Below are 19,828 nucleotides of genomic sequence, written 5' to 3' on the forward strand. Positions count from 1 at the left end.
CCGGCCCGCCACGGCCCGGCTAGCCGCCCGACGAGGGAGGCGCTAGGATTCGGCCCATGGAAAAAGAAAGCTTTCGCATTCTCGTCGTCGACGACGACCTCCGCCTGCGCGACCTGCTCAAGCGCTATCTCAGCGAGCAGGGCTTCAACGTGAAGACGGTGAGTGACGCCACCCAGATGGATCGCGCCCTGCTGCGCGAGCATTTCGACCTGATGGTGCTCGACCTCATGCTGCCCGGCGAAGACGGCCTGTCGATCTGCCGGCGTCTGCGCGGCACCAACAACCGGATTCCCATCGTGATGCTCACCGCCAAGGGTGACGACGTGGACCGCATCGTCGGCCTCGAGATGGGGGCCGACGACTACCTGCCCAAACCTTTCAACCCCCGCGAGCTCGTCGCCCGCATCCACGCGGTGCTGCGCCGCCAGCCGCAGACGCCGCCGGGCGCGCCGGCCACCGACGACGAGGACGTGCGCTTCGGCAGCATCGTGGTCCAGCTGGGCACCCGCATCCTCGTCCGCAACGGCGAGGAGACCCTGCTCACCACCGGCGAGTTCGCCCTGCTCAAGGTGCTGCTGCAGCACCCCCGCCAGCCGCTGTCGCGCGACCGCCTGATGGAGCTCGCCCGGGGCCGCGAGTACGACGTCTTCGACCGCTCCATCGACGTCCAGATCTCGCGCCTGCGCAAGCTCATCGAGGAAGACCCGAGCAAGCCCCGCTATCTCCAGACCGTCTGGGGCTTCGGCTACGTCTTCGTGCCCGACGGCAACAAGCACAGCCAGTAAGCCACCGCCGGAGTGATCGTGCAGCCCCGCTATCGCGCCTTCCTGCTCGGGGCGCCGCGCACCCTGCTGTGGCGTATCTTCCTGCTGGTCGCGGTGCTGATGCTGGCCTCGGTGGGCGTGTGGTCGGCCATCTTCAGCCATTTCGACCAGGCCCGGCAGGCCCACCAGACGGCCCAGACAGTGGTCAGCATCATCAACCTGACCCGCACCGCACTGCTCAATGCCGATCCGGCCCTGCGCAAGGATCTGCTGCTCGACCTCGCCACCCTCGAGGGCATCCGCATCTACCCCGCCGAGGCCCAGGACAAGACCACCCCGATGGACGACACCCCGGCGCTACGCACGGTCACCCGGGAGGTGCGCCTGCAGCTCGGCGCCGACACCCGCTTCGCCGCCTCGTGGGAAGGGCTGTCCGGCTTCTGGGTGAGCTTCCGCATCGGCGCCGACGACCCGGCCGACACCGAAGACTTCTGGGTCATGCTGCCCATCGAGCGGGTCATGCGGCCCCACGCCCGTGAATGGCTGTGGTGGGGGCTGGCAGCACTGAGCCTGGCGATGCTCGGCGCCTACGCCATCGTCTCGCGCCTCAACCGCCCGCTCAGGGCCATGGTGATGGCCGCCCGCACCGTCGGGCGGGGCGAGGTGCCCCCACGCCTCAGCGAGAGCGGGCCCACCGAGGTCGCCGACCTGGCCCACGCCTTCAACCAGATGGCCCACGACCTGCAGCAGCTCGACGCCGACCGGGCACTGATCCTGGCCGGCGTCTCCCACGATCTGCGCACCCCCCTCGCCCGCCTGCGCCTGGGCGTCGAGATGTGCGGCGCCGACCCGGCCGAGGTGGACGCGATGGTCTCCGACATTGAAGACATGGACCGCATCATCAACCAGTTCCTCGAGTTCTCGAAGAAAGACGGCGGCGAGCAGATCGAGGCCCTCGACCTCGCCGGCCTGGCCGACGAGCTGGCCACCCTCTACGCCCGCCGGGGCGTCGACATCGAGGTGCGCAGCAAGGGCCCGGCCCTGGCCCTCGCGCGGCCCCAGGCCCTGCGCCGGGCCCTCACCAACCTCATCGAAAACGCCATCAACTACGCCGGCCACGCGCCGGAGCTGGAGGTCGGCGGGGCGGGCGCGAGGCCGGCCATCCACGTGCTCGACCGTGGCCCCGGCATTCCGGCCGAAGAGGCCGAGCGGGTCAAGCGCCCCTTCACCCGCCTGGAATCCGCGCGCAGCAACACCAAGGGTTCCGGCCTGGGGCTCGCCATCGTCGATCGCATCGTGCGCGGCCAGAACGGTGAATTTCGTCTCGCCGCCCGCGCCGGTGGCGGTCTCGACGCCTGCATTGAGCTTCCCGCCGCACCAAAGGCCTGAGTTAAAGCTAGAATCGTGGCAATAACCTTCATTGTGGGCGCCCCATGATCCTGTTTCACCAGTTCTTCGATCAGACCAGTTCAACCCTGACCTATCTGCTGGCCGACCCCCTCAGCGGCGATGCAGTCATCATCGACTCGGTCAAGGAACACCTGGGCGCCTACCTCACCTTCCTGCAGGAGCAGGAGCTGCAGCTGGCCTGGGTGCTGGAAACCCACGTCCATGCCGACCACGTCACCGGCGCCGCCGGCCTGCGCGAAATGACTGGCGCCCGCAGTGCCGTCAGCGCGGTGGGCGGCGTCCTCTGTGCCGACCGTCAGCTCATTGACGGTGACACCATCGTCTTCGGCAGCGAAGTCATCCGCGTCATCCCCACGCCGGGGCACACGCCGGGCTGCGTCACCTACCACTGGCGTGACCGCCTGTTCACCGGGGACTCCCTGATGATCGCCGGCTGCGGGCGGACCGACTTCCAGGGCGGCGACGCCGGCCAGCTCTATGACAGCATCACCAAGCGGCTGTTCTCGCTTCCCGATGAAACGCTGGTTTACCCCGGCCACGACTACAAAGGCGCGCGGGTGTCCTGCATCGGCCAGGAAAAAGACAGCAACCCACGCCTGGCAGGCCGCAGCCGACAGGAGTTCATCGAACTGATGTCCAGGCTCGATCTCGCCCCCCCGAAGTTGATCGGCGAAGCCCTACCGGCCAACCTGCGCTGCGGCAAACCCGGAATGTCCGAAACCCATGAAGCCTGACCCCAGCACGCCCTACGGCCAGCTGGGCGGCGAAGACGGCATCCGCCAGTTGGTGCGCCGTTTCTACGAACTGATGGACACCCTGCCGGAAGCCTGGGACGTACGCCAGATGCACCCGGAAGACCTCTCTGGCTCCGAAGAGAAGCTCTTCAAGTACCTCTCCGGCTGGCTGGGCGGCCCACCGCTCTACGAGCAGGAGTTCGGCCACCCGCGCCTGCGCGCCCGCCACCTGCCTTTCAGCATCGCCAGCGCCGAGCGCGACCAGTGGCTGATGTGCATGCAGTTGGCCTTCGACGAGTGCATCCCCGACGGCCCCCTGCGGGCCCGTCTGTGGGGGGCGATCGAAGGCCTCGCCGACCACATGCGCAACCGCGCCGACCCGGCCTGAAGCGCCGCCCCCCGTAACCGCCCTGCCCCTCGAGCAATGAAATTTCTCTTCGATCTGTTCCCGATCATCCTGTTTTTTGCCGCCTACAAGTTTGCCGGCATCTTCGCCGCCACCGCTGTCGCCATCGCCGCCACCGTCGGGCAGATCGCCTGGGTGTGGTTCCGCCACCGCAAGGTCGACACCATGCTGTGGGTCAGCCTGGCCATCGTTACCATCTTCGGTGGCGCCACGCTGCTCTTCCACAACCCGACCTTCATCAAGTGGAAACCCACGGTGCTCTACTGGTTCTTTGCCACGGCGCTGCTGGTGTCGGCCTACGGGCTGCGCAAGAACCTCATCCGCACCATGCTGGAGGCGCAGATGAAGCTGCCCGAGCCCCTGTGGAGCCCGCTCAACCTCGCCTGGGCAGGTTTTTTCGCGGTGATGGGTTGCCTCAATCTGCTCGTCGCCTACAACTTTTCCGAGGAAACCTGGGTCAACTTCAAGCTGTTCGGCGGCATGGGCCTGATGCTCGTGTTCGTCCTGGCCCAGGGAATGCTCCTGTCCCGCTACATCGAAGAGGAACCCAAGTAATGCTGTACGTACTGATCGGCGAAGACGCCCCCAACGCCCTCGACAAGCGCCTCGCCGCGCGTGGCGAGCACGTCGCCCGCCTGCAGGCGCTGCAGGCCGACGGGCGCCTCGTGCTCGCTGGCCCCTGCCCCGCCATCGACGCCAACGACCCCGGCCCGGCCGGCTTCACCGGCAGCGTGATCATCGCCGAATTCCCCTCCCTCGCCGACGCCGAGGCCTGGGCAGCCGCCGACCCCTACATGACAACCGGGGTGTTCACCCGCTGCACCGTCAAACCCTTCCGGAAGACCCTGCCGTGACGCTGGCCGACGAGATCCAGCGGCGCCTCGCCGTGCTCGCCCCGGAGCAGCTCGAGCTCATCGACGACAGCGCCCTCCACGCCGGCCACGCCGGCGCCCGCGCCGGTGGCAAGCACTTCCGCCTCACCATCGTGGCGGCGGCCTTCGCTGGCAAAAACACGGTGGCCCGCCACCGGATGATTTACGATGCACTCGGCGAGCTGATGCACCGGGACATCCACGCCCTGGCCATCCAGGCACGCAGCCCTGAAGAGCTGTAAACTTTCAATCCGCTCCACCAAGCAAGGAAAACTGATGAAGATCGTCCCGAGCCGTCTGGCCGTGTCCCTTTTTGCCACCGCCATTGCGCTGCCGGCCTTTGCCCAGAACGTCGCAACCGTCAACGGCACCGCCATTCCCCAGTCCCGCGTCGATGTGCTGGTCACCGAACAGAAGAACCAGGGTGCCCCCGATTCGGACCAGCTGCGCGCCGCGATCAAGGAAGAGCTGATCCGCCGGGAGGTCCTGAGCCAGGAAGCCCGCAAGAAGGGCCTCGAAAAATCCGCCCCCGTCCAGGCCCAGATGGAGATGGCCCGCCAGGCCGTGCTGATCCGCGCCTACCTGCAGGATTTCGTGAAGGCGCATCCGGTCAGCGACGCAGAGGTCAAGAGCGAATACGACAAGATCAAGACCCAGCTCGGCGACAAGGAATACAAGGCCCGCCACATCCTCGTGGAGAAGGAAGAAGACGCCAAGGCCATCATCGCCAAGCTCGACAAGGGCGAGAAGATCGAAGACCTGGCCAAGCAATCCAAAGACCCGGGCTCGAAAGACAAGGGCGGTGACCTGGGCTGGGCCAACCCGGCCGGCTTCGTGAAGCCTTTCGCCGAGGCCCTGTCCAAGCTCGAAAAGGGCAAATACACCGCCGCCCCGGTCAAGACCGACTTCGGCTACCACGTCATCAAGCTCGAAGACAGCCGCCCCCTGAAGGCGCCGGCCTTCGACGAGGTGAAGGGCCAGCTCAAGCAGCGTCTCGAGCAGCAGCGTGTCGAAAAGCACATGGCCGAGCTGCGCAGCAAGGCGACGGTCAAGTAAGCGGCACACCGCCCAGGCAGATCAAAGCCGACGCCTGCGTCGGCTTTTTTCATTCGGGCTGTCTTCCGTCAAGCCATGGGCAGGAGCACACTGATAGCGTAACTCTGCGTTGTGCTTCGTCTCTCGCGCATCGAAGGAGAACATCATGGATGACATCCATCAGCCCCCCGGCCAGGAAGCGTTCTGGCATCTGCTGTATCGCTTCCTATGGCCCTTCCCCTACTTTCGGGATGTCACCCGGGGCAGTCTCCTCGAACGACAGCAAAACTACCGCTACAACCGCCGCATGGGCACCCACCTGCCGCGATTCATGCTGAAGTGGGCGTGCCTCACACTTTTCTTCTTCGCCCTGGGCTGCCTGTGCGAGGAGCTCCTCGAAATCGTCCTGCCGGCCGCCTGTTGCTACGTGACCAGCACCTGGACACTGACGATATTCGTCCAGCTCACCGTGGCGTGGCTGTGGCTGCAGCGCTTTCCAGAGCTGCATTGACGTAAAAAAGGAGCCCTGAAGGCTCCTTTTTTGTTTTACGACAACAACCCAAGCCGAAGGATCAGAACATCTCTTCGGGCAGCGCCAGCGCAGCGGCAGCGCCATTCACCACCGAATAAGCCAGGCCCGGTGCCTGCGACAGCACGTGGTCGGCGTAGAAGCGCGCGGTGGTGATCTTGGCCTGGTAGAAGCCGGCATCACCGCCGCCTTCGGCGAGGCGGCGTGCCGAGACGAGCGCCGCACGCCCCATCTGCCAGCCACCGGCAACGATGCCCAGCAGCTTGAGGAAGGGAACGGAGCCCACGGAGGCGGCCTTGATGTCCTGACCGTAGGTGGCAACGATGTAGGCCACCGCTTCTTCGAGGGCGGTCACGCCGGCGGACAGCGACTTGCGCATCGCGGCGAACTCGTCACCCGAAGCCTCGGCCAGACTGGCCTCGACCTTGCGCATCTCGGCAATCACTGCCTTCACGGTCTGGCCGCTCTCGCGGGCGATCTTGCGGCCGATCAGGTCGTTGGCCTGGATCGCCGTCGTGCCCTCGTAGATCGAGGTGATGCGGGCGTCACGGAAGTGCTGGGCAGCGCCGGTTTCCTCGATGAAGCCCATGCCGCCATGCACCTGCACGCCGGTGGAGGTGAGCTCGATGCTGCTCTCGGTGAGCCAGCCCTTGACCACCGGGATCATCAGATCCATGAAGGCCTGGTTCTGGGCACGCACCGCCTCGTCCGGGTGATGGTGGGCCATATCGGTAGCCGCACCGACCACGTAGGCCAGCGCACGCTGGGCTTCGATCTGCGACTTCATGCTCATCAGCATCCGGCGCACGTCGGCGTGGTGGATGATGCTCACCTTCGGGCCACCGCGCACACCGGCCTCGGTGCCCTGGACGCGATCCTTGGCATAGGCCAGAGCCTGCTGGTAGGCACGCTCGGAGAGCGCCAGGCCTTCCATGCCCACCGCAAAACGGGCCTCGTTCATCATGATGAACATGTATTCCAGGCCGCGGTTGGCTTCGCCCACCAGGGTGCCGATCGCGCCGCCCTTGTCACCGAAGGCCAACACCGCGGTGGGGCTGGCGTGGATGCCCAGCTTGTGTTCGATCGACACGCAATGCACGTCGTTACGCTCGCCCGGCGTACCGTCGGCGTTGAGCAGGAACTTCGGCACGACGAACAGGGAGATCCCCTTCACCCCTTCCGGTGCGTCCGGCAGGCGTGCCAGCACCAGATGGATGATGTTGTCGGTCATGTCGTGCTCGCCGTAGGTGATGAAGATCTTCTGGCCGAAGATCTTGTAGGTGCCATCACCCTGGGGCACCGCACGGGTGCGCACGGCAGCGAGGTCAGAACCGGCCTGGGGCTCGGTCAGGTTCATGGTGCCGGTCCACTCGCCGCTGACCATCTTGGGCAGGTAGGCCGCCTTCTGCTCGTCGGTGCCGCGCAGCTTGATGGACTCGATCGCGCCGTTGGTGAGCATCGGGCAGAGGGAGAAGGCCATGTTGGCGGACTTCCACATCTCCATCACCGCGGTGGACACGAGCTTGGGCAGGCCCTGGCCGCCGAACTCAGGCTCGCAGGCGAGCGCCGTCCAGCCGGCCTCGGCGAACTGCTTGTAGGCTTCCTTCCAGCCGGTCGCGGTGTGCACCACGCCGTTGTCCCAGCGGGCGCCTTCCTGGTCGCCGGTCCAGTTGAGGGGAGCGAGCACGCCGCCGGCAAACTTGCCGGCCTCTTCGAGGATGGCGTCGACGACGTCGGGCGAGGCGTCCTCGCAGCCGGGGAGCGCCGCAACGGCGTCCAGGCCGGCGAGTTCCCGCATCACGAACTGCATGTCACGAATCGGTGCGTTGTAATTGCTCATCGTTTTTCTCCACTAATATTGTTTTAGATTTTTACGACACGACATTCCGGACCACCGCGTTCTTACCTGCGCCTCATTTGTTCATGAGGTAGCTCCGGTCGTCGAAGCTTGCCACCCATTCAGGGCAGTAGACGACCAGCAGCGTCAGCGTCATGCCGGACAACCAGGCCTCGGCAAAACCCAGCAAAAGGAAGAACGGGAGATAGTCGGACAACAGCAGATCCACCGGATAAGCCCCGGCGGCGGCAAGCCCCAGCGACGCCACTGCGCCCTGGATCAGGACGATGAGGGCGGCGCCAATGAAGGCATTGACGAAGATATAGACAAAGAAATGCCTGGGAAGCCAGCGCCCGACGATACGGGTGTAAAGAGCACTTGCACCGACAGGAATAACCGCCATCGCCAGGAGGTTGATCGGGTAAGCCGACCACTCGGTGCTGCCGTTGAGCGTGATGCCCGCCAGCGCAAGCGCCAGCACGACCAGGGCAAGCTGCGGCCCAAAGATGAGGGTCGTCGCCATGGCGCCGAGCAGATGGAGGTTGAGGCCGGGATAGACCCCGGCGTTGAGGCTCCAGAGCAGGGTCAGGATGACCGCTGCGCCGAACAGTGCGTTGAGCTGACGCCCGTCTTTAAGGCGCTGCCACGGCGCCGTCCGCACAACCCACGCCGCGACCCCGACCCCGACGATCGCGGCAACGATGTGCCACGCCAGGGAGAAGAGATCGGGCGCGAAGTTCATTCAGACAGTTCCGTGGCGTCCGCTGCCTTTCTTGTCAGACAGCCGCCACGAGTTGCGGCACCGCCTCGAACAGATCGGCCACCAGGCCGTAGTCGGCGACCTGGAAGATCGGGGCTTCCGGGTCCTTGTTGATCGCCACGATCACCTTGGAATCCTTCATGCCCGCCAGGTGCTGGATGGCGCCGGAGATGCCCACCGCGATGTAGAGCTGCGGGGCGACGATCTTGCCGGTCTGGCCGACCTGGTAGTCGTTGGGCACATAGCCCGCATCGACCGCTGCACGGCTCGCACCAAGCGCGGCGCCGATCTTGTCGGCCAGGGGCTCAAGCACCTTCTGGTAGTTCTCGCCGCTGCCCATGCCGCGACCACCGGAAACGATGATCTTGGCGGCGCCGAGTTCAGGACGCGCCGACTTGGTCAGCTCACGGCCCACCAGCTTCGAGAGGCCCAGATCGCCCGCTGCAGCCACCTGCTCGACGGCCACAGCGCCGCCCTCACCTGCCGCCTCGAAGGCGGTGGTGCGCACGGTGATGACCTTGACGGGATCGGCCGACTTGACCGTGGCCAGCGCATTGCCGGCGTAGATCGGACGGACGAAGGTGTCGGCCGATTCGATGGCGACGATCTCGGAGATCTGCGCCACATCCAGCAGCGCAGCGACACGGGGCAGCACGTTTTTGCCGAAGGTGGTGGCCGGGGCCAGCACATGGCTGATCGCACCGCCGGCCGCCTTGACCACGGCCAGCACCTGAGCGGCCAGGTTCTCGGCCCCCAGGTCGGCGAAGGCCGCGGAATCGACGGAAAGCACCTTGGCGACGCCGGCCACCTTGGCAGCAGCTTCAACCGCAGCTACGGCACCAGCACCGGCCACGAGGACGACCACGTCGCCCCCGAGCTTGGCGGCAGCGGAGATGGTGTTGAGGGTCGCGCCCTTCAGGGACGCATTGTCGTGCTCGGCAACAACCAGAATCGTCATTACAGCACCTTCGCTTCGTTCTTGAGTTTTTCGACCAGCTGAGCCACGTCAGCCACCATCACGCCTGCGCTACGCTTGGCCGGCTCGGCAACCTTGATGGTCGTCAGGCGCGGCGTCACGTCCACCCCCAGATCGGCCGGCTTGACCGTCTCGAGGGGCTTCTTCTTGGCCTTCATGATGTTCGGCAACGTCGCGTAGCGCGGCTCGTTGAGGCGCAGGTCGGTGCTCACCACGGCCGGCAAGGAGATCTCGAGGGTCTCGAGGCCGCCATCGATTTCGCGGGTAACGGTGGCCTTGCCGGCGCTCACGGCAACCTTGGATGCAAAGGTGGCCTGCGGCCAGCCCATCAGGGCAGACAGCATCTGACCGGTCTGGTTCGCATCATCGTCGATGGCCTGCTTGCCGCAGATCACCACCTGGGGCTGCTCCTTGTCGCAAAGGGCCTTCAGCAGCTTGGCGACGGCCAGCGGCTGGAGGTCGACGTCCGTCTCGACGAGAATGCCGCGGTCGGCGCCGATGGCCATCGCGGTGCGCAGGGTTTCCTGACAGGCACCCACGCCGCAGGACACGGCCACCACCTCGGTCGCCACACCGGCCTCCTTGAGGCGCACGGCTTCTTCGACGGCGATTTCGTCGAAGGGGTTCATGGACATCTTGACGTTGGCCGTATCCACGCCCGAACCGTCGCTCTTGACGCGGACCTTGACGTTGTAGTCGACCACGCGCTTAACGGGAACCAGAATCTTCAATGCTGCACTCCTTCCATTTAGAGTTTTTCCAACATCTTCCGGGTTTGCGGCCTTGAGCGAACGCTGCCAACCTCAAGCGGTAGACAGACATTGCAACCGAGCTCCTCCTCAGGTAGCCGCGACCCGCCACGAAAGCCGGCTTACACTGCACAGCTTCTCACAGGCGACCTTGCCTTGTCACGGTCCGTACGGTAGCGTATGGTATCTAAAGCGTCAATACTAATGCGTATGGAAAAGCCCGCCCGCCCTCAGCTCGACCGCGCCGCCTGGACCCAGGCAGCCCTCGACACCCTCGCCGACGAGGGCGTGACGGGCATCCGGATCGAAGTCCTCGCCAAGCGCCTGCACGTCACCAAGGGCAGTTTTTACTGGCACTTCAAGGACCGCCAGGATCTCCTCGCCGGCGTGCTCGAGACCTGGAAGGACGGCCGTATCCGCGACATCATCAAGCAGACGCGGCCAGAGCCGGGCAAGGCGGAGGCTCAGATCTTCCACGTGATCGACGTTTACAGCGCGAGCCGCAATAAAAAGGGCATCCTGATCGAGCTTGCCATGCGCGAATGGGCCCGCCGCGACGCCCAGGCCGCCGCCACCGTCGAAGAGGTCGACGCCTGGCGCCTGCGCTGTGCCCGCGAGCTCTTTCTGGCGATCGGCCTGCCCCTCCATGAAGCCTCCACCCGCAGCATGCTGCTGTATGCCTACGTGTTCGGCGTGTCGATGATGAACTGCGAGAAGTTCGACGGCGACATCGCCCGCATGAAATCCGACATCCTCAATCTCATCGCGATTCCGGCGGCAACGCCGCGCTGACCCCGGCGAGCTGCTTCAGCCCGGGGACTGCAGCCAGCGCATTGGCGCCCGTCGCCTCGATCACCTCATCCACCGACATGCCCCGCAGCCCTGCCAGCACCTCGGCAAAGCGCGGCAGGTTGGCGGGATCGTTGCGCAGCCCGGCGCCCCAGGCCGGCGGAATGTCCGGCGCGTCGGTCTCCAGCACGATCGCCGACAGCGGCAGCTCGGCAGCCAGTTGGCGGATGCGCCGCGACCCGGCGTAGGTCATCGCACCACCAAACCCCAGCCGGAACCCCAGCTTGATGAAAGCCTCTGCCTGCTGCACGCTGCCGTTGAAGGCATGGGCGATGCCGCCCGGCGGCCGAATCCGGCGCAGGAGCTTGAGGATCTCGTCCTGGGCCCGGCGCACATGCAGCACCACCGGCAGCTCGAAGGCCTTCGCCAGCCGCAACTGCGCCTCGAAGTAACGCAGCTGCAGGGGCATGCTGCCATCCTGCACGAAGCCGTCGAGGCCGATCTCGCCCACCGCCACCACGCCGCCGCCGGCGAGCCGCTGGCGCAAGACATCCAGGTCGGACTCGCTGGCCTGCCCCACGTACATCGGATGAATGCCGAAGGCGTGCGCGACATCCGGATGCGCGGCCGACAATGCGGCCACCGCGTCGAAGTTCGAGGCGCCCACCGCCGGCACCAGAAAGCCCCCCACCCCGCCGGCCCGCGCCGCCTGCAGCACCGCGGCACGATCGGAGTCGAACTCGGCCGCGTCGAGGTGGCAGTGGGTGTCGATCAGCACGGTGGGGCAGCTACGTCACTTGCCGGTCCACACCGGCTTGCGTTTGGCCATGAAAGCGTCGATGCCCTCGGCGGCGTCCTCGCACATCATGTTGCAGGCCATCACCTCGGAGGCCTGCTGGTAGGCGGCGTCGAGGCCCATCTCGAGCTGGGAATAGAACATCTGCTTGCCCATCGCGATGGCCACCGGCGACTTGGCGCAGATCGACGCGGTGAGCCTAGCCACCTCGTCGTCGAGGGCCTCCAGCGGTACAACGCGGTTCACCAGCCCCCGGCGCTTCGCCTCGGCCGCGTCGATAAAGTCGCCTGTAACCAGCATCTCGAAGGCCTCCTTGCGCCCCATGTTGCGCGACAGGCCGACGCTCGGCGTGGCGCAGAAGAGGCCCACGTTGATGCCCGACACCGCAAAACGCGCCACATCCGAGGCCACCGCCAGGTCGCACATCGACACCAGCTGGCAGCCCGCCGCGGTGGCGATGCCGTGGATGCGCGCCACCACCGGCTGCGGCATACCGACGATCTGCATCATCACCTTGCCGCACAGGCGGAACAGGGCCTGCATGAAGGCCTTGGTGTGGTTGCCGCGCATCTCCTTGAGATCATGCCCGGCGCAGAAGGCCTTGCCGGCGCCGGCCAGCACCACCACGCGCACCGACTTGTCGGCGGCGATGGCCTGCAGCTCGGCCAGCAGGGCTTCGAGCATGGCCTGAGACAGGGCGTTGAACTGCCCTGGGCGGTTAAGCGTGAGGGTGGCGACGCCTTCGGCATCGGCGCGGAGGATCATGGGTTCGGTGCTGGAATCGGGTACGGCGTTCATCGTGTTGTCTCCTCGTTTGAATCGTATGAATCGTTTTATCTTCAGGCTCCGCAGCGGCTGCGCAGGCTGCCGCCGGTGCGCGCGGCGCCTTCCCGGTCGAGCCCGTCGAGCCAGCCGAACAGCTCGCTGCCGAGCTCCTGCACGCCGCCCCGCAGCGCACTCACGCCGCCCAGGGCATCGGCCGACGGGGCCAGGCGGGCCAGCGAGAAGCTGCGGCTGGCAATGATCTGGTCGGTGCGCGGCGCCAGCAGCACGGCGCGGGCCTCGACGACCCCGCGGCTCACCGCCTCGCCGTCGAAAACCTGCGCGAACTCGTCCAGCTCGACCCGCAGCCGGCAGGCGCCGCCAGCCCCGGCCTCGCCGGTGCGGATCGCCCGCTTGAGCGCGAGCTCGACCAGCTGGGCCGGCTGGGCGGCCCAGCGGCTCTCGACATAGGCCTGGCGGCGCGTCGCCTGGGCGTAGGCCAGACGATACTGCATCGCGGTGGACGCCAGCCAGGGGGGCACCACGACCTCGACGTTGCGCAGCGGAAAGCCCAGGCTGCGGGCAGCGACGGGCTCCGGGCCGCCGAAGTCATGGACCGCGTAGCTGGGCGCCACCTTGGGCAGGCCCGTGCAGGCCGCCAGCAGGGCCACCATGAGCAGGCCGGCGGAAGCCGTCAGGAAGCGGGAAGAGCGCGGCGTGGCCATTTAGTGAGGACTCCGGCAAGGGGATGGCAATCAGCGGCCCGGCTGGCGGAACCCCGCCTCGCCCGGGCCCGGCACGGGCTTGCCGCGCCCCAGCAACAGGAGCTGCGGCGAGTTGTCGATCTCGTCGAGCAGATCCGAGAGCTGCCGCGAGGTGGTGGTGAGCTCCTGCAGCAAACCGTTGAGCCGCGGCAGGGTGCTGGTGGCGACGCCTTCGCCAGTCGCCCCGGCCAGCGTGTCGATGCGCTCGCTCACCGTCTGCAGGCGGGTCAGCAGCGTGCGCCCCTCGCGGGCCAGCGGCACCGTCTCGGCGCTCAGGCGCTCGAGGTTGTCGAGGGAGCGGCTGATCCGCGCGAGGTTGTCCTTGGAGAACACCTGGCGCACCGCCGCCAGCGTCTGCGGCGCCTCGTGGAGCGTGCGCTCCAGGCCCTGGCTGGAGCGTTCGAGGTGGGCCAGGGTACGCTCGATGCGCGCCAGGTTGTCGGGGCTCGCCAGGCCGGCGAGGCGCTCGGCCAGCTCGCGCACGCGGGACAGCGTCTGCAGCGACGCGGCGCTCACCTCGTCGATCAGCCCCGGCGCCAGCCGGATGCGCGGCGGCTCGCCGCCGACGTCGGCAAGGGGTGCGGCGTTTTCACCGTTGTCGTCGAGGGCGATGAAGGCCAGCCCGGTGACGCCCTGGGTTGCCAGCCGGGCGCGGGTGCCCTGGGTGATCGGCAGGTCGGCGCGGATGCGCACGGTAACCAGCACATCGCGGGGGTTGCCCGGGTCGAGCCCGATGCCGGCCACCTTGCCGGCCACGATGCCCCGGTAACGCACGGTGGCCTGGGGGTTGAGGCCATTGACGCTGCTGGAGGTCACCAGCACCAGCTCGCGGGTCGCCTCGCGCTTGTCGGAAAACCACCACAGCGCCAGCACCACCCCGGCGCCGAGGATGATTGCAAACAGGCCGGCGGCAATCGCGTGGGACCGGCTCTCCATCAGCCCAGCCCCCGCCCGCGGGCCAGCGCCGCCTGGCTGCGCTCGCTATGGAAGAAACGTTCGATGAATGGGTCCTGCACGCGCATGATCTCTTCGAGGGAGCCGAAGGCGAGTATACGCCCTTCGGACAGCACGGCCACGCGGGTGGCCAGCGCCGCCAGGGTGTCGAGATCATGGGTGACCAGGATGACCGTCAGCCCGAGCGCCTGATGCAGCCCCCGGATAAGGCGCACGAAGCCGGCGCTGCGGTCGGGGTCGAGGCCCGCGGTGGGTTCGTCGAGCAGCAGCAGCTCGGGCTCCAGGGCCAGCGCCCGCGCCAGCGCCACCCGCTTGACCATCCCGCCCGACAGCTCGGCCGGCATGCGCAGGGCCACCTCGGGGCCGAGCTCGACCATCGCCAGCTTGAGCAGCACCAGGTCGCGCAGCATGTCCTCGTCGCGGATGCCGAACTCGCGCAGCGGAAACGCCACGTTGGCGAACACGTTGAGCGCCGAGAACAGCGCCCCCTGCTGGAACAACATGCCAAAGCGCCGCCGCCGGGCGAGCTGGTCGGCGCGGCTACCGCCAAACAGGGGCTCGCCGAACAGCCGCACCTCGCCCTCGGCCGGCTGCAAAAGGCCCACCATCTGCCGCAGCAAGGTGGTCTTGCCGGTGCCGGAGCCGCCTACCAGCGCCACCACCTCGCCCGCCGCAACGGCCAGGTCGATGCGCCGATGCACCCAGGTCTGCCCGAAACGGGTCGACACGCCGCAGAGTTCGACGGGGTAGGCCATCACGCCGCCCTCAGCGCGGCAACCCGATGCTGCGGGTCGCGATCGCGAACACGGCATCCACCAGGATCACCACGGTGATCGAGCTCACCACCGAGGCTGTGGTATTGGCCGACAGGCTCTCGGTGTTGGGCCGCACGCGGAGCCCGAAATGGCAGGCCACCAGCGCGATCAAGAGCCCGAAGACCGCGCCCTTCGACAGCCCGATCAGCAGATTCACCGCCGGCACCGCCCGGGGCAGCGCATTCAAGAAGAAATCGAAGCTCAGGCCGAGCTGCAGGTTGGCCGACACCATGCCCCCGAACAGCGCCATCGACGAGCCCCACAGCGTCACCAGCGGCATCGCCAGCGTCAGCGCCACCACCTTCGGCAGCACCAGGCGCACATAGCGCGAGATGCCCATCGTGGTAAGCGCATCGATCTCCTCGGTGACCCGCATCACGCCGATCTGGGCCGTCATCGCCGACCCCGAGCGCCCCGCCACCAGCACCGCCACCAGCACCGGCCCAAGCTCGCGGATGATGCCGAAGCCGAGGATGTTCACGATGAACACGTCGGCCCCGAAGAGCTGCAGCTGCAGCGCCGACAGATAAGACAGCACCACCCCGATCAGGAAGCCCACCAGCGCGGTGACGGGCATCGCCTGCACGCCCACCTTGTAGAAGTTGGCCGAGATCTCGAGCAGGGGCCAGTGGCCCCGGTAACGCAGCAGATAAACGAGATCGAGGCACAGCTGGCCCACCAGCGCCACGAACTGCAGCAGATGGCGCCCGAAGCCGAACACCATCCGCCCGACCTGGGCCGTGCCATCGAACAGCCGATAGGGCGCCCGTGCCTCGACGCGCGTGTCGCCCAGCTCGGCCAGCCGCCCGAAGACGCCCTCGAGCTCGGCCGGCAGCACCAGCCCGTCGGGCCGCCGCCGCCCCCAGTGCCGCCACAGCAGCATGGCGCCGAAGCTGTCGAGGCGCGACACCCCGCTCAAGTCCCAGCCGGCCTCACCGCCCACCGCCTGCAAACGCCCCTGCAACGCGTCGAGCCGGGGCCCGAGGAAGCGCAGCGTCCAGTCGCCGGCCAGGAGAACCCGGGCCGCAGCGCCCCCGCCCTCGACGTGCAGGGTGGGGAGCGGACGGCCACCGGAGACCACGCAACAGCCCTACACGCCCGCCGCGCTGCGCGCCGGCGCGCGTTCGACACGCAGCTTGAGGGGCTGGCCGATGGCCTGCCACTGGCGCTCTTCTTCTTCCAGCGCCGAGGCCGTGAGGGGCAGATTACGCAGCCACTCGCTGTCGGCGACCGCCACGTAGCCGCGCCCTTCGCGCTTCAGGCGCAGCGGCGGCACGCCCCGCCCGTCCCGCGCCCGATGCACCACCACCGCCAGCCGCAGGCACAGGATCAGGCGCCAGTCGGCGCTCTCCGGATCGATCCCGACGACCCGCGCCAGCTTGCCGCGATGGGCCAGCACGATCCGCGCCAGCCGCCCCTGGTCCATCCGCGAGAAGCCCGGCATGTCGGCGTTGCCGAGGATGTAGGCGCTGTGCTTGTGGTAGCTGGAGTGCGCCACCGACACGCCCGTCTCGTGGAGACGCGCCGCCCACTCGAGGAAGCGCCGGTCGATGTTCTCCTCGTCGGCCGCCGCCGGGTCGATCTGCAGCAGAAACGCCCGCGCCGTCGCGGCCACCTCCCGCGCGTGGGCCAGGTCGACGCCATAACGCTCGCCGAAGGCCGACACCGTGGCGTCGCGCAGGTCGTGGTGATGGTAGCGGCCGAGCAGGTCGTAGAGCACGCCCAGGCGCAGCGCGCCCTCCGAGAAGGTCATGCGCTCGAGGCCGAGCTCCTGGAACACCGCCCACATGATCGCGAAGCCCCCCGGCAGCACCGGCAGCCGGTCGGGGCGCAGGCCCTCGAGCTGCAGCGCGTCCACCGAGCCGGCCTTCAGCATCAGGTTGCGCAGGCGCTCCAGGCCGCTGCGGGTGATGCCGCCATCGGAGAGCCCGTTGAGTTCGAGGATGTCCACCAGCGCCTTGGCCGAGCCGCTCGAGCCCACCGCCTCCTCCCAGCCGATCTCGCGGTAGGCGTGGGTGATGGTCTGGATCTCCCGCTGGGCCGCCAGCTCCGCCTCGCGCAGGCCGCGCTTGTCGACGCGGCCGTTGGGGAAATGCCGCAGCGAAAAGCTCACGCAGCCCATGTACAGCGACTCCAGCGCGATCGGCTTGAAGCTCTTGCCGATCACGAACTCGGTGGAGCCGCCGCCGATGTCCACCACCAGCTGCTGCTTGTGGGGGTTGGGCAGGGTGTGGGCGACGCCCACGTAGATCAGGCGGGCCTCCTCGCGGCCGGCGATGACCTCGATCGGGAAACCCAGCGCCGCCTCGGCCTGCACCAGAAAATGCGGCGCGTTCTTGGCCACCCGCAGCGTGTTGGTGGCCACCGCCCGCACCGCCTCGGGCGGATAGTCGCGGATGCGCTCGTTGAAGCAGCGCAGCGCGCTGATGCCGCGAAACTGCGCCGCGGCGTCCAGCATGCGGTCGGGCGACAGGCCGGCGGCCAGGCGGACGGCCTCCTTGATCCCGTCGAGGGGGTAAATCTGGTCGTTCACGATCCGCCCGATCTGCAGGCGGAAGCTGTTGGAACCCAGGTCGATGGCGGCAATCAGTTCACGGTTCATGAATCAGCTACGAGGCTCGCACGCGCAGTGCGGAAGCCGCGGATTTTAGCACCGCGCCATGGCAACGCCGCCGCCCGTGGTGCGCGCGGGCGCAATCGTCATGCTGATGCAACAAAACCGTCACATACTTGCACTCAAATCAGAAGATTCCGAGGAGAGCCCATGCCCCTACCTACACCCGAACCCCTGTTCCGCCGCGATCACTTCATCAATCGCGAGCTCTCCCTGCTCCAGTTCCAGCGCCGCGTGCTCGCCCAGGCCGCCGATCCGGCCATGCCGCTGCTCGAGCGCCTGCGCTTTCTGTGCATCGTGTCGAGCAACCTCGACGAGTTCTTCGAGGTCCGCGTCGCCGGCGTCAAGGAGCAGATGCGCCTGGGCAGCCTGACGATGACCACCGACGGCCTCACGCCCACCGCGCTGCACGCCCTCACCAGCCGCGAGGTGCACAGCATCATCGCCGAGCAGTACGCGCTGCTCAACGACACCATCCTGCCGGCGCTGGCGGCCGAAGGCATCGTCTTCCTGCGCCGCAGCGCCTGGACCGACGCCCAGCACCTGTGGGCGCGCGACTACTTCATGCGCGAGGTGATGCCGGTGCTCACGCCGATCGGCCTCGACCCGGCCCACCCCTTCCCGCGGGTGCTCAACAAGAGCCTCAACTTCGCCGTCGAGCTCGAGGGCCGCGACGCCTTCGGGCGCGACTCCGGCGCCGCCATCGTGCAGGCCCCGCGCGCCCTGCCCCGCGTCATCCGGGTGCCCAAGGAGCTCACCGGGCTCGACGACGCCTTCGTCTTCCTGTCGTCGCTGCTCCACGCCCACGTGGGCGAGCTCTTCGGCGGCATGAACGTGGTCGGCTGCTACCAGTTCCGGGTCACCCGCAACTCCGACATGTTCGTCGACGAAGAAGAGGTCAAGGACCTCCGCGCCACCCTCAAGGGCGAACTCCAGCAGCGCCACTTCGGCGACGCGGTGCGCCTCGAGCTCGCCGACAACTGCTCCGAGGCGATGGCCGGCTTTTTGATGAAGCAGTTTGCCCTCGACCGCGCCGACGTCTACCGCGTGCCGGGCATCGTCAACCTCGTGCGCCTCAACCAGGTGCCCGACTGGGTCGAGCGGCCCGACCTCAAGTACCGCAGCTTCCGCCCGGCCCAGCCGAAGGAGCTCGCCAAGGGCGACAACATCTTCGCCTCGGTGCGCAAGCAGGACATCCTGCTGCACCACCCCTTCCAGAGCTTCGAGCCGGTGATCGGCCTGCTCAAGGCCGCCGCCGACGACCCCGACGTGGTCGCCGTCAAGATGACCGTCTACCGCACCGGCACCGACTCCGTGCTGATGGAGCACCTCGTCCGCGCCGCCCAGAAGGGCAAGGAAGTCACCGTGGTCGTCGAGCTGATGGCCCGCTTCGACGAAGAGGCCAACATCGGCTGGGCCGCCCAGCTCGAAGAGGTGGGCGCCCACGTGGTGTATGGCGTGGTGGGCTACAAGACCCACGCCAAGATGCTGCTGGTGGTGCGCCGCGAGAACGGCGGCCTGCGCCGCTATGTGCACCTGGGCACCGGCAACTACCACCCGCGCACCACGCGCTTCTACACCGACTTCGGCCTCCTCACCGCCAACGAAGAAATCGGCGCCGACGTGGCCGAGGTCTTCAAGCAGCTCACCGGGCTGGGCCAGGCCGGCAAGCTCAAGCACCTGTGGCAGGCCCCCTTCACGCTGCAGCCCAACGTGGTGGCGGCGATCCGCGAAGAGGCCGAGATCGCCCGCGCCGGCCGCAAGGGCCGCATCATCGTCAAGGTCAACGCGCTGCTCGAACCCGAGACCATCGAGGCCCTCTACGAAGCCTCCCAGGCCGGCGTCGAGATCGACGTGATCGCCCGCAGCGTGTGCGCCCTCAAGCCCGGCGTGCCCGGCCTGTCGGACAACATCCGGGTGCGCTCCATCGTCGGCCGCTTCCTTGAGCACCACCGCATCTTCTACTTCCAGGCCGACGGCGCCGACAAGCTCTACCTGTCCAGCGCCGACTGGATGGAGCGCAACTTCTTCAAGCGCATCGAAGTCGCCTTCCCCATCCTCGACCCGAAAGTGAAACGGCGTGTAATGAAGGAAGGCCTGCGCCCCTACCTGGGCGACAACTGCCAGGCCTGGGAGCTCGACAGCGACAACCACTATCGCCGCAAGAACCCCCGCAGCACGCGCCGCGCCGCGCAGGAGATCCTGCTCAAGGAGCTCACCGGCAGCACGGGAGCTTAAACACTCCTGCTCACCCCGCCCCAC

22 protein-coding genes are annotated in these 19,828 nt (G+C 67.4%); 11 read left to right on the plus strand and 11 right to left on the minus strand.

What is annotated here, in order from left to right; translation table 11 throughout:
- Positions 1-56 precede the first annotated feature (56 nt).
- The 9 genes from ompR to ZRA01_RS01135 all read left to right on the plus strand — a co-directional run bounded on the left by ompR (position 57) and on the right by ZRA01_RS01135 (position 5,732).
- The gene (gene ompR / locus ZRA01_RS01095) at positions 57-785 is read left to right on the plus strand and encodes an osmolarity response regulator transcription factor OmpR (protein WP_141348904.1); all 729 of its coding nucleotides are present in this window, start codon (positions 57-59) and stop codon (positions 783-785) included.
- An 18-nt stretch (positions 786-803) separates the two neighbouring features.
- Positions 804-2,153 carry a sensor histidine kinase family protein gene (locus tag ZRA01_RS01100; RefSeq protein ID WP_246093244.1) on the plus strand — a complete coding sequence of 450 codons (1,350 nt, stop codon included), beginning with the start codon at positions 804-806 and terminating at the stop codon, positions 2,151-2,153.
- A gap of 44 nt (positions 2,154-2,197) precedes the next feature.
- The gene (locus ZRA01_RS01105) at positions 2,198-2,908 is read left to right on the plus strand and encodes an MBL fold metallo-hydrolase (RefSeq protein WP_281279816.1); all 711 of its coding nucleotides are present in this window, start codon (positions 2,198-2,200) and stop codon (positions 2,906-2,908) included.
- Positions 2,898-3,296, plus strand: coding sequence for a group II truncated hemoglobin (locus tag ZRA01_RS01110; protein WP_141348905.1), 399 nt, complete (start codon positions 2,898-2,900; stop codon positions 3,294-3,296). Before ZRA01_RS01105 ends, ZRA01_RS01110 begins: the two co-directional genes overlap by 11 nt.
- Positions 3,297-3,332: 36 nt before the next feature.
- The gene (locus ZRA01_RS01115) at positions 3,333-3,869 is read left to right on the plus strand and encodes a septation protein A (protein ID WP_141348906.1); all 537 of its coding nucleotides are present in this window, start codon (positions 3,333-3,335) and stop codon (positions 3,867-3,869) included.
- Positions 3,869-4,168, plus strand: coding sequence for a YciI family protein (locus tag ZRA01_RS01120; RefSeq protein WP_141348907.1), 300 nt, complete (start codon positions 3,869-3,871; stop codon positions 4,166-4,168). The genes ZRA01_RS01115 and ZRA01_RS01120 overlap by 1 nt, the downstream gene beginning before the upstream one ends.
- Positions 4,165-4,428, plus strand: coding sequence for a BolA family protein (locus ZRA01_RS01125; RefSeq protein WP_141348908.1), 264 nt, complete (start codon positions 4,165-4,167; stop codon positions 4,426-4,428). The genes ZRA01_RS01120 and ZRA01_RS01125 overlap by 4 nt, the downstream gene beginning before the upstream one ends.
- 7 nt (positions 4,429-4,435) lie before the next feature.
- On the plus strand, positions 4,436-5,242 hold the full coding sequence (locus tag ZRA01_RS01130; protein WP_281279817.1) for a peptidylprolyl isomerase: 807 nt from the start codon (positions 4,436-4,438) through the stop codon (positions 5,240-5,242).
- A 145-nt stretch (positions 5,243-5,387) separates the two neighbouring features.
- Positions 5,388-5,732 (plus strand): hypothetical protein, encoded by a 345-nt coding sequence (locus tag ZRA01_RS01135; protein ID WP_141348910.1) that lies wholly within the window; start codon positions 5,388-5,390, stop codon positions 5,730-5,732.
- A 61-nt stretch (positions 5,733-5,793) separates the two neighbouring features.
- On the opposite strand, the gene ZRA01_RS01140 is transcribed toward ZRA01_RS01135, so the two are convergent.
- From ZRA01_RS01140 to ZRA01_RS01155, 4 genes are all read right to left on the minus strand, one after another.
- A complete protein-coding gene (locus ZRA01_RS01140; protein ID WP_141348911.1) occupies positions 5,794-7,590 on the minus strand; it encodes an acyl-CoA dehydrogenase in 1,797 nt (598 codons plus the stop codon).
- Between the two features lie 73 nt (positions 7,591-7,663).
- Positions 7,664-8,329 (minus strand): energy-coupling factor ABC transporter permease, encoded by a 666-nt coding sequence (locus ZRA01_RS01145; RefSeq protein WP_141348912.1) that lies wholly within the window; start codon positions 8,327-8,329, stop codon positions 7,664-7,666.
- A gap of 34 nt (positions 8,330-8,363) precedes the next feature.
- Positions 8,364-9,305, minus strand: coding sequence for an electron transfer flavoprotein subunit alpha/FixB family protein (locus ZRA01_RS01150; protein ID WP_141348913.1), 942 nt, complete (start codon positions 9,303-9,305; stop codon positions 8,364-8,366).
- Positions 9,305-10,054, minus strand: a complete 750-nt coding sequence (locus tag ZRA01_RS01155; RefSeq protein ID WP_141348914.1) for an electron transfer flavoprotein subunit beta/FixA family protein — start codon at positions 10,052-10,054, stop codon at positions 9,305-9,307. The genes ZRA01_RS01150 and ZRA01_RS01155 overlap by 1 nt, the downstream gene beginning before the upstream one ends.
- 228 nt (positions 10,055-10,282) lie before the next feature.
- Between ZRA01_RS01155 and ZRA01_RS01160 the strand changes: the two genes are divergently transcribed.
- Positions 10,283-10,864, plus strand: a complete 582-nt coding sequence (locus ZRA01_RS01160; protein WP_141348915.1) for a TetR/AcrR family transcriptional regulator — start codon at positions 10,283-10,285, stop codon at positions 10,862-10,864.
- Here the strand turns inward: ZRA01_RS01160 and ZRA01_RS01165 are convergent.
- From ZRA01_RS01165 to ppx, 7 genes are read right to left on the minus strand one after another with little or no spacing between them, the layout of a single operon-like run.
- Entirely contained in the window at positions 10,833-11,639 is an 807-nt protein-coding gene (locus ZRA01_RS01165) for a TatD family hydrolase (RefSeq protein ID WP_141348916.1), read from the minus strand. The genes ZRA01_RS01160 and ZRA01_RS01165 overlap by 32 nt on opposite strands.
- A gap of 15 nt (positions 11,640-11,654) precedes the next feature.
- Positions 11,655-12,455 (minus strand): enoyl-CoA hydratase, encoded by an 801-nt coding sequence (locus ZRA01_RS01170; RefSeq protein ID WP_141348917.1) that lies wholly within the window; start codon positions 12,453-12,455, stop codon positions 11,655-11,657.
- A 41-nt stretch (positions 12,456-12,496) separates the two neighbouring features.
- Positions 12,497-13,144, minus strand: coding sequence for an ABC-type transport auxiliary lipoprotein family protein (locus tag ZRA01_RS01175; RefSeq protein WP_141348918.1), 648 nt, complete (start codon positions 13,142-13,144; stop codon positions 12,497-12,499).
- Between the two features lie 30 nt (positions 13,145-13,174).
- Positions 13,175-14,119 carry an MlaD family protein gene (locus tag ZRA01_RS01180; protein ID WP_141348919.1) on the minus strand — a complete coding sequence of 315 codons (945 nt, stop codon included), beginning with the start codon at positions 14,117-14,119 and terminating at the stop codon, positions 13,175-13,177.
- Positions 14,119-14,892: an ABC transporter ATP-binding protein gene (locus ZRA01_RS01185; protein WP_141348920.1), complete on the minus strand. Its 774-nt coding sequence runs from the start codon at positions 14,890-14,892 to the stop codon at positions 14,119-14,121. The genes ZRA01_RS01180 and ZRA01_RS01185 overlap by 1 nt, the downstream gene beginning before the upstream one ends.
- Positions 14,893-14,902: 10 nt before the next feature.
- Positions 14,903-16,033, minus strand: a complete 1,131-nt coding sequence (locus ZRA01_RS01190; RefSeq protein WP_371859281.1) for an ABC transporter permease — start codon at positions 16,031-16,033, stop codon at positions 14,903-14,905.
- A gap of 9 nt (positions 16,034-16,042) precedes the next feature.
- Positions 16,043-17,554: an exopolyphosphatase gene (ppx, locus tag ZRA01_RS01195; protein WP_141348921.1), complete on the minus strand. Its 1,512-nt coding sequence runs from the start codon at positions 17,552-17,554 to the stop codon at positions 16,043-16,045.
- A 162-nt stretch (positions 17,555-17,716) separates the two neighbouring features.
- On the opposite strand from ppx, the gene ppk1 reads away from it, so the two are divergent.
- On the plus strand, positions 17,717-19,804 hold the full coding sequence (ppk1, locus tag ZRA01_RS01200) for a polyphosphate kinase 1 (protein ID WP_141348922.1): 2,088 nt from the start codon (positions 17,717-17,719) through the stop codon (positions 19,802-19,804).
- Positions 19,805-19,828: the final 24 nt, after the last annotated feature.

The sequence above is a fragment of the Zoogloea ramigera genome (assembly GCF_006539865.1).
Classification (GTDB): Bacteria; Pseudomonadota; Gammaproteobacteria; order Burkholderiales; family Rhodocyclaceae; genus Zoogloea; species Zoogloea ramigera.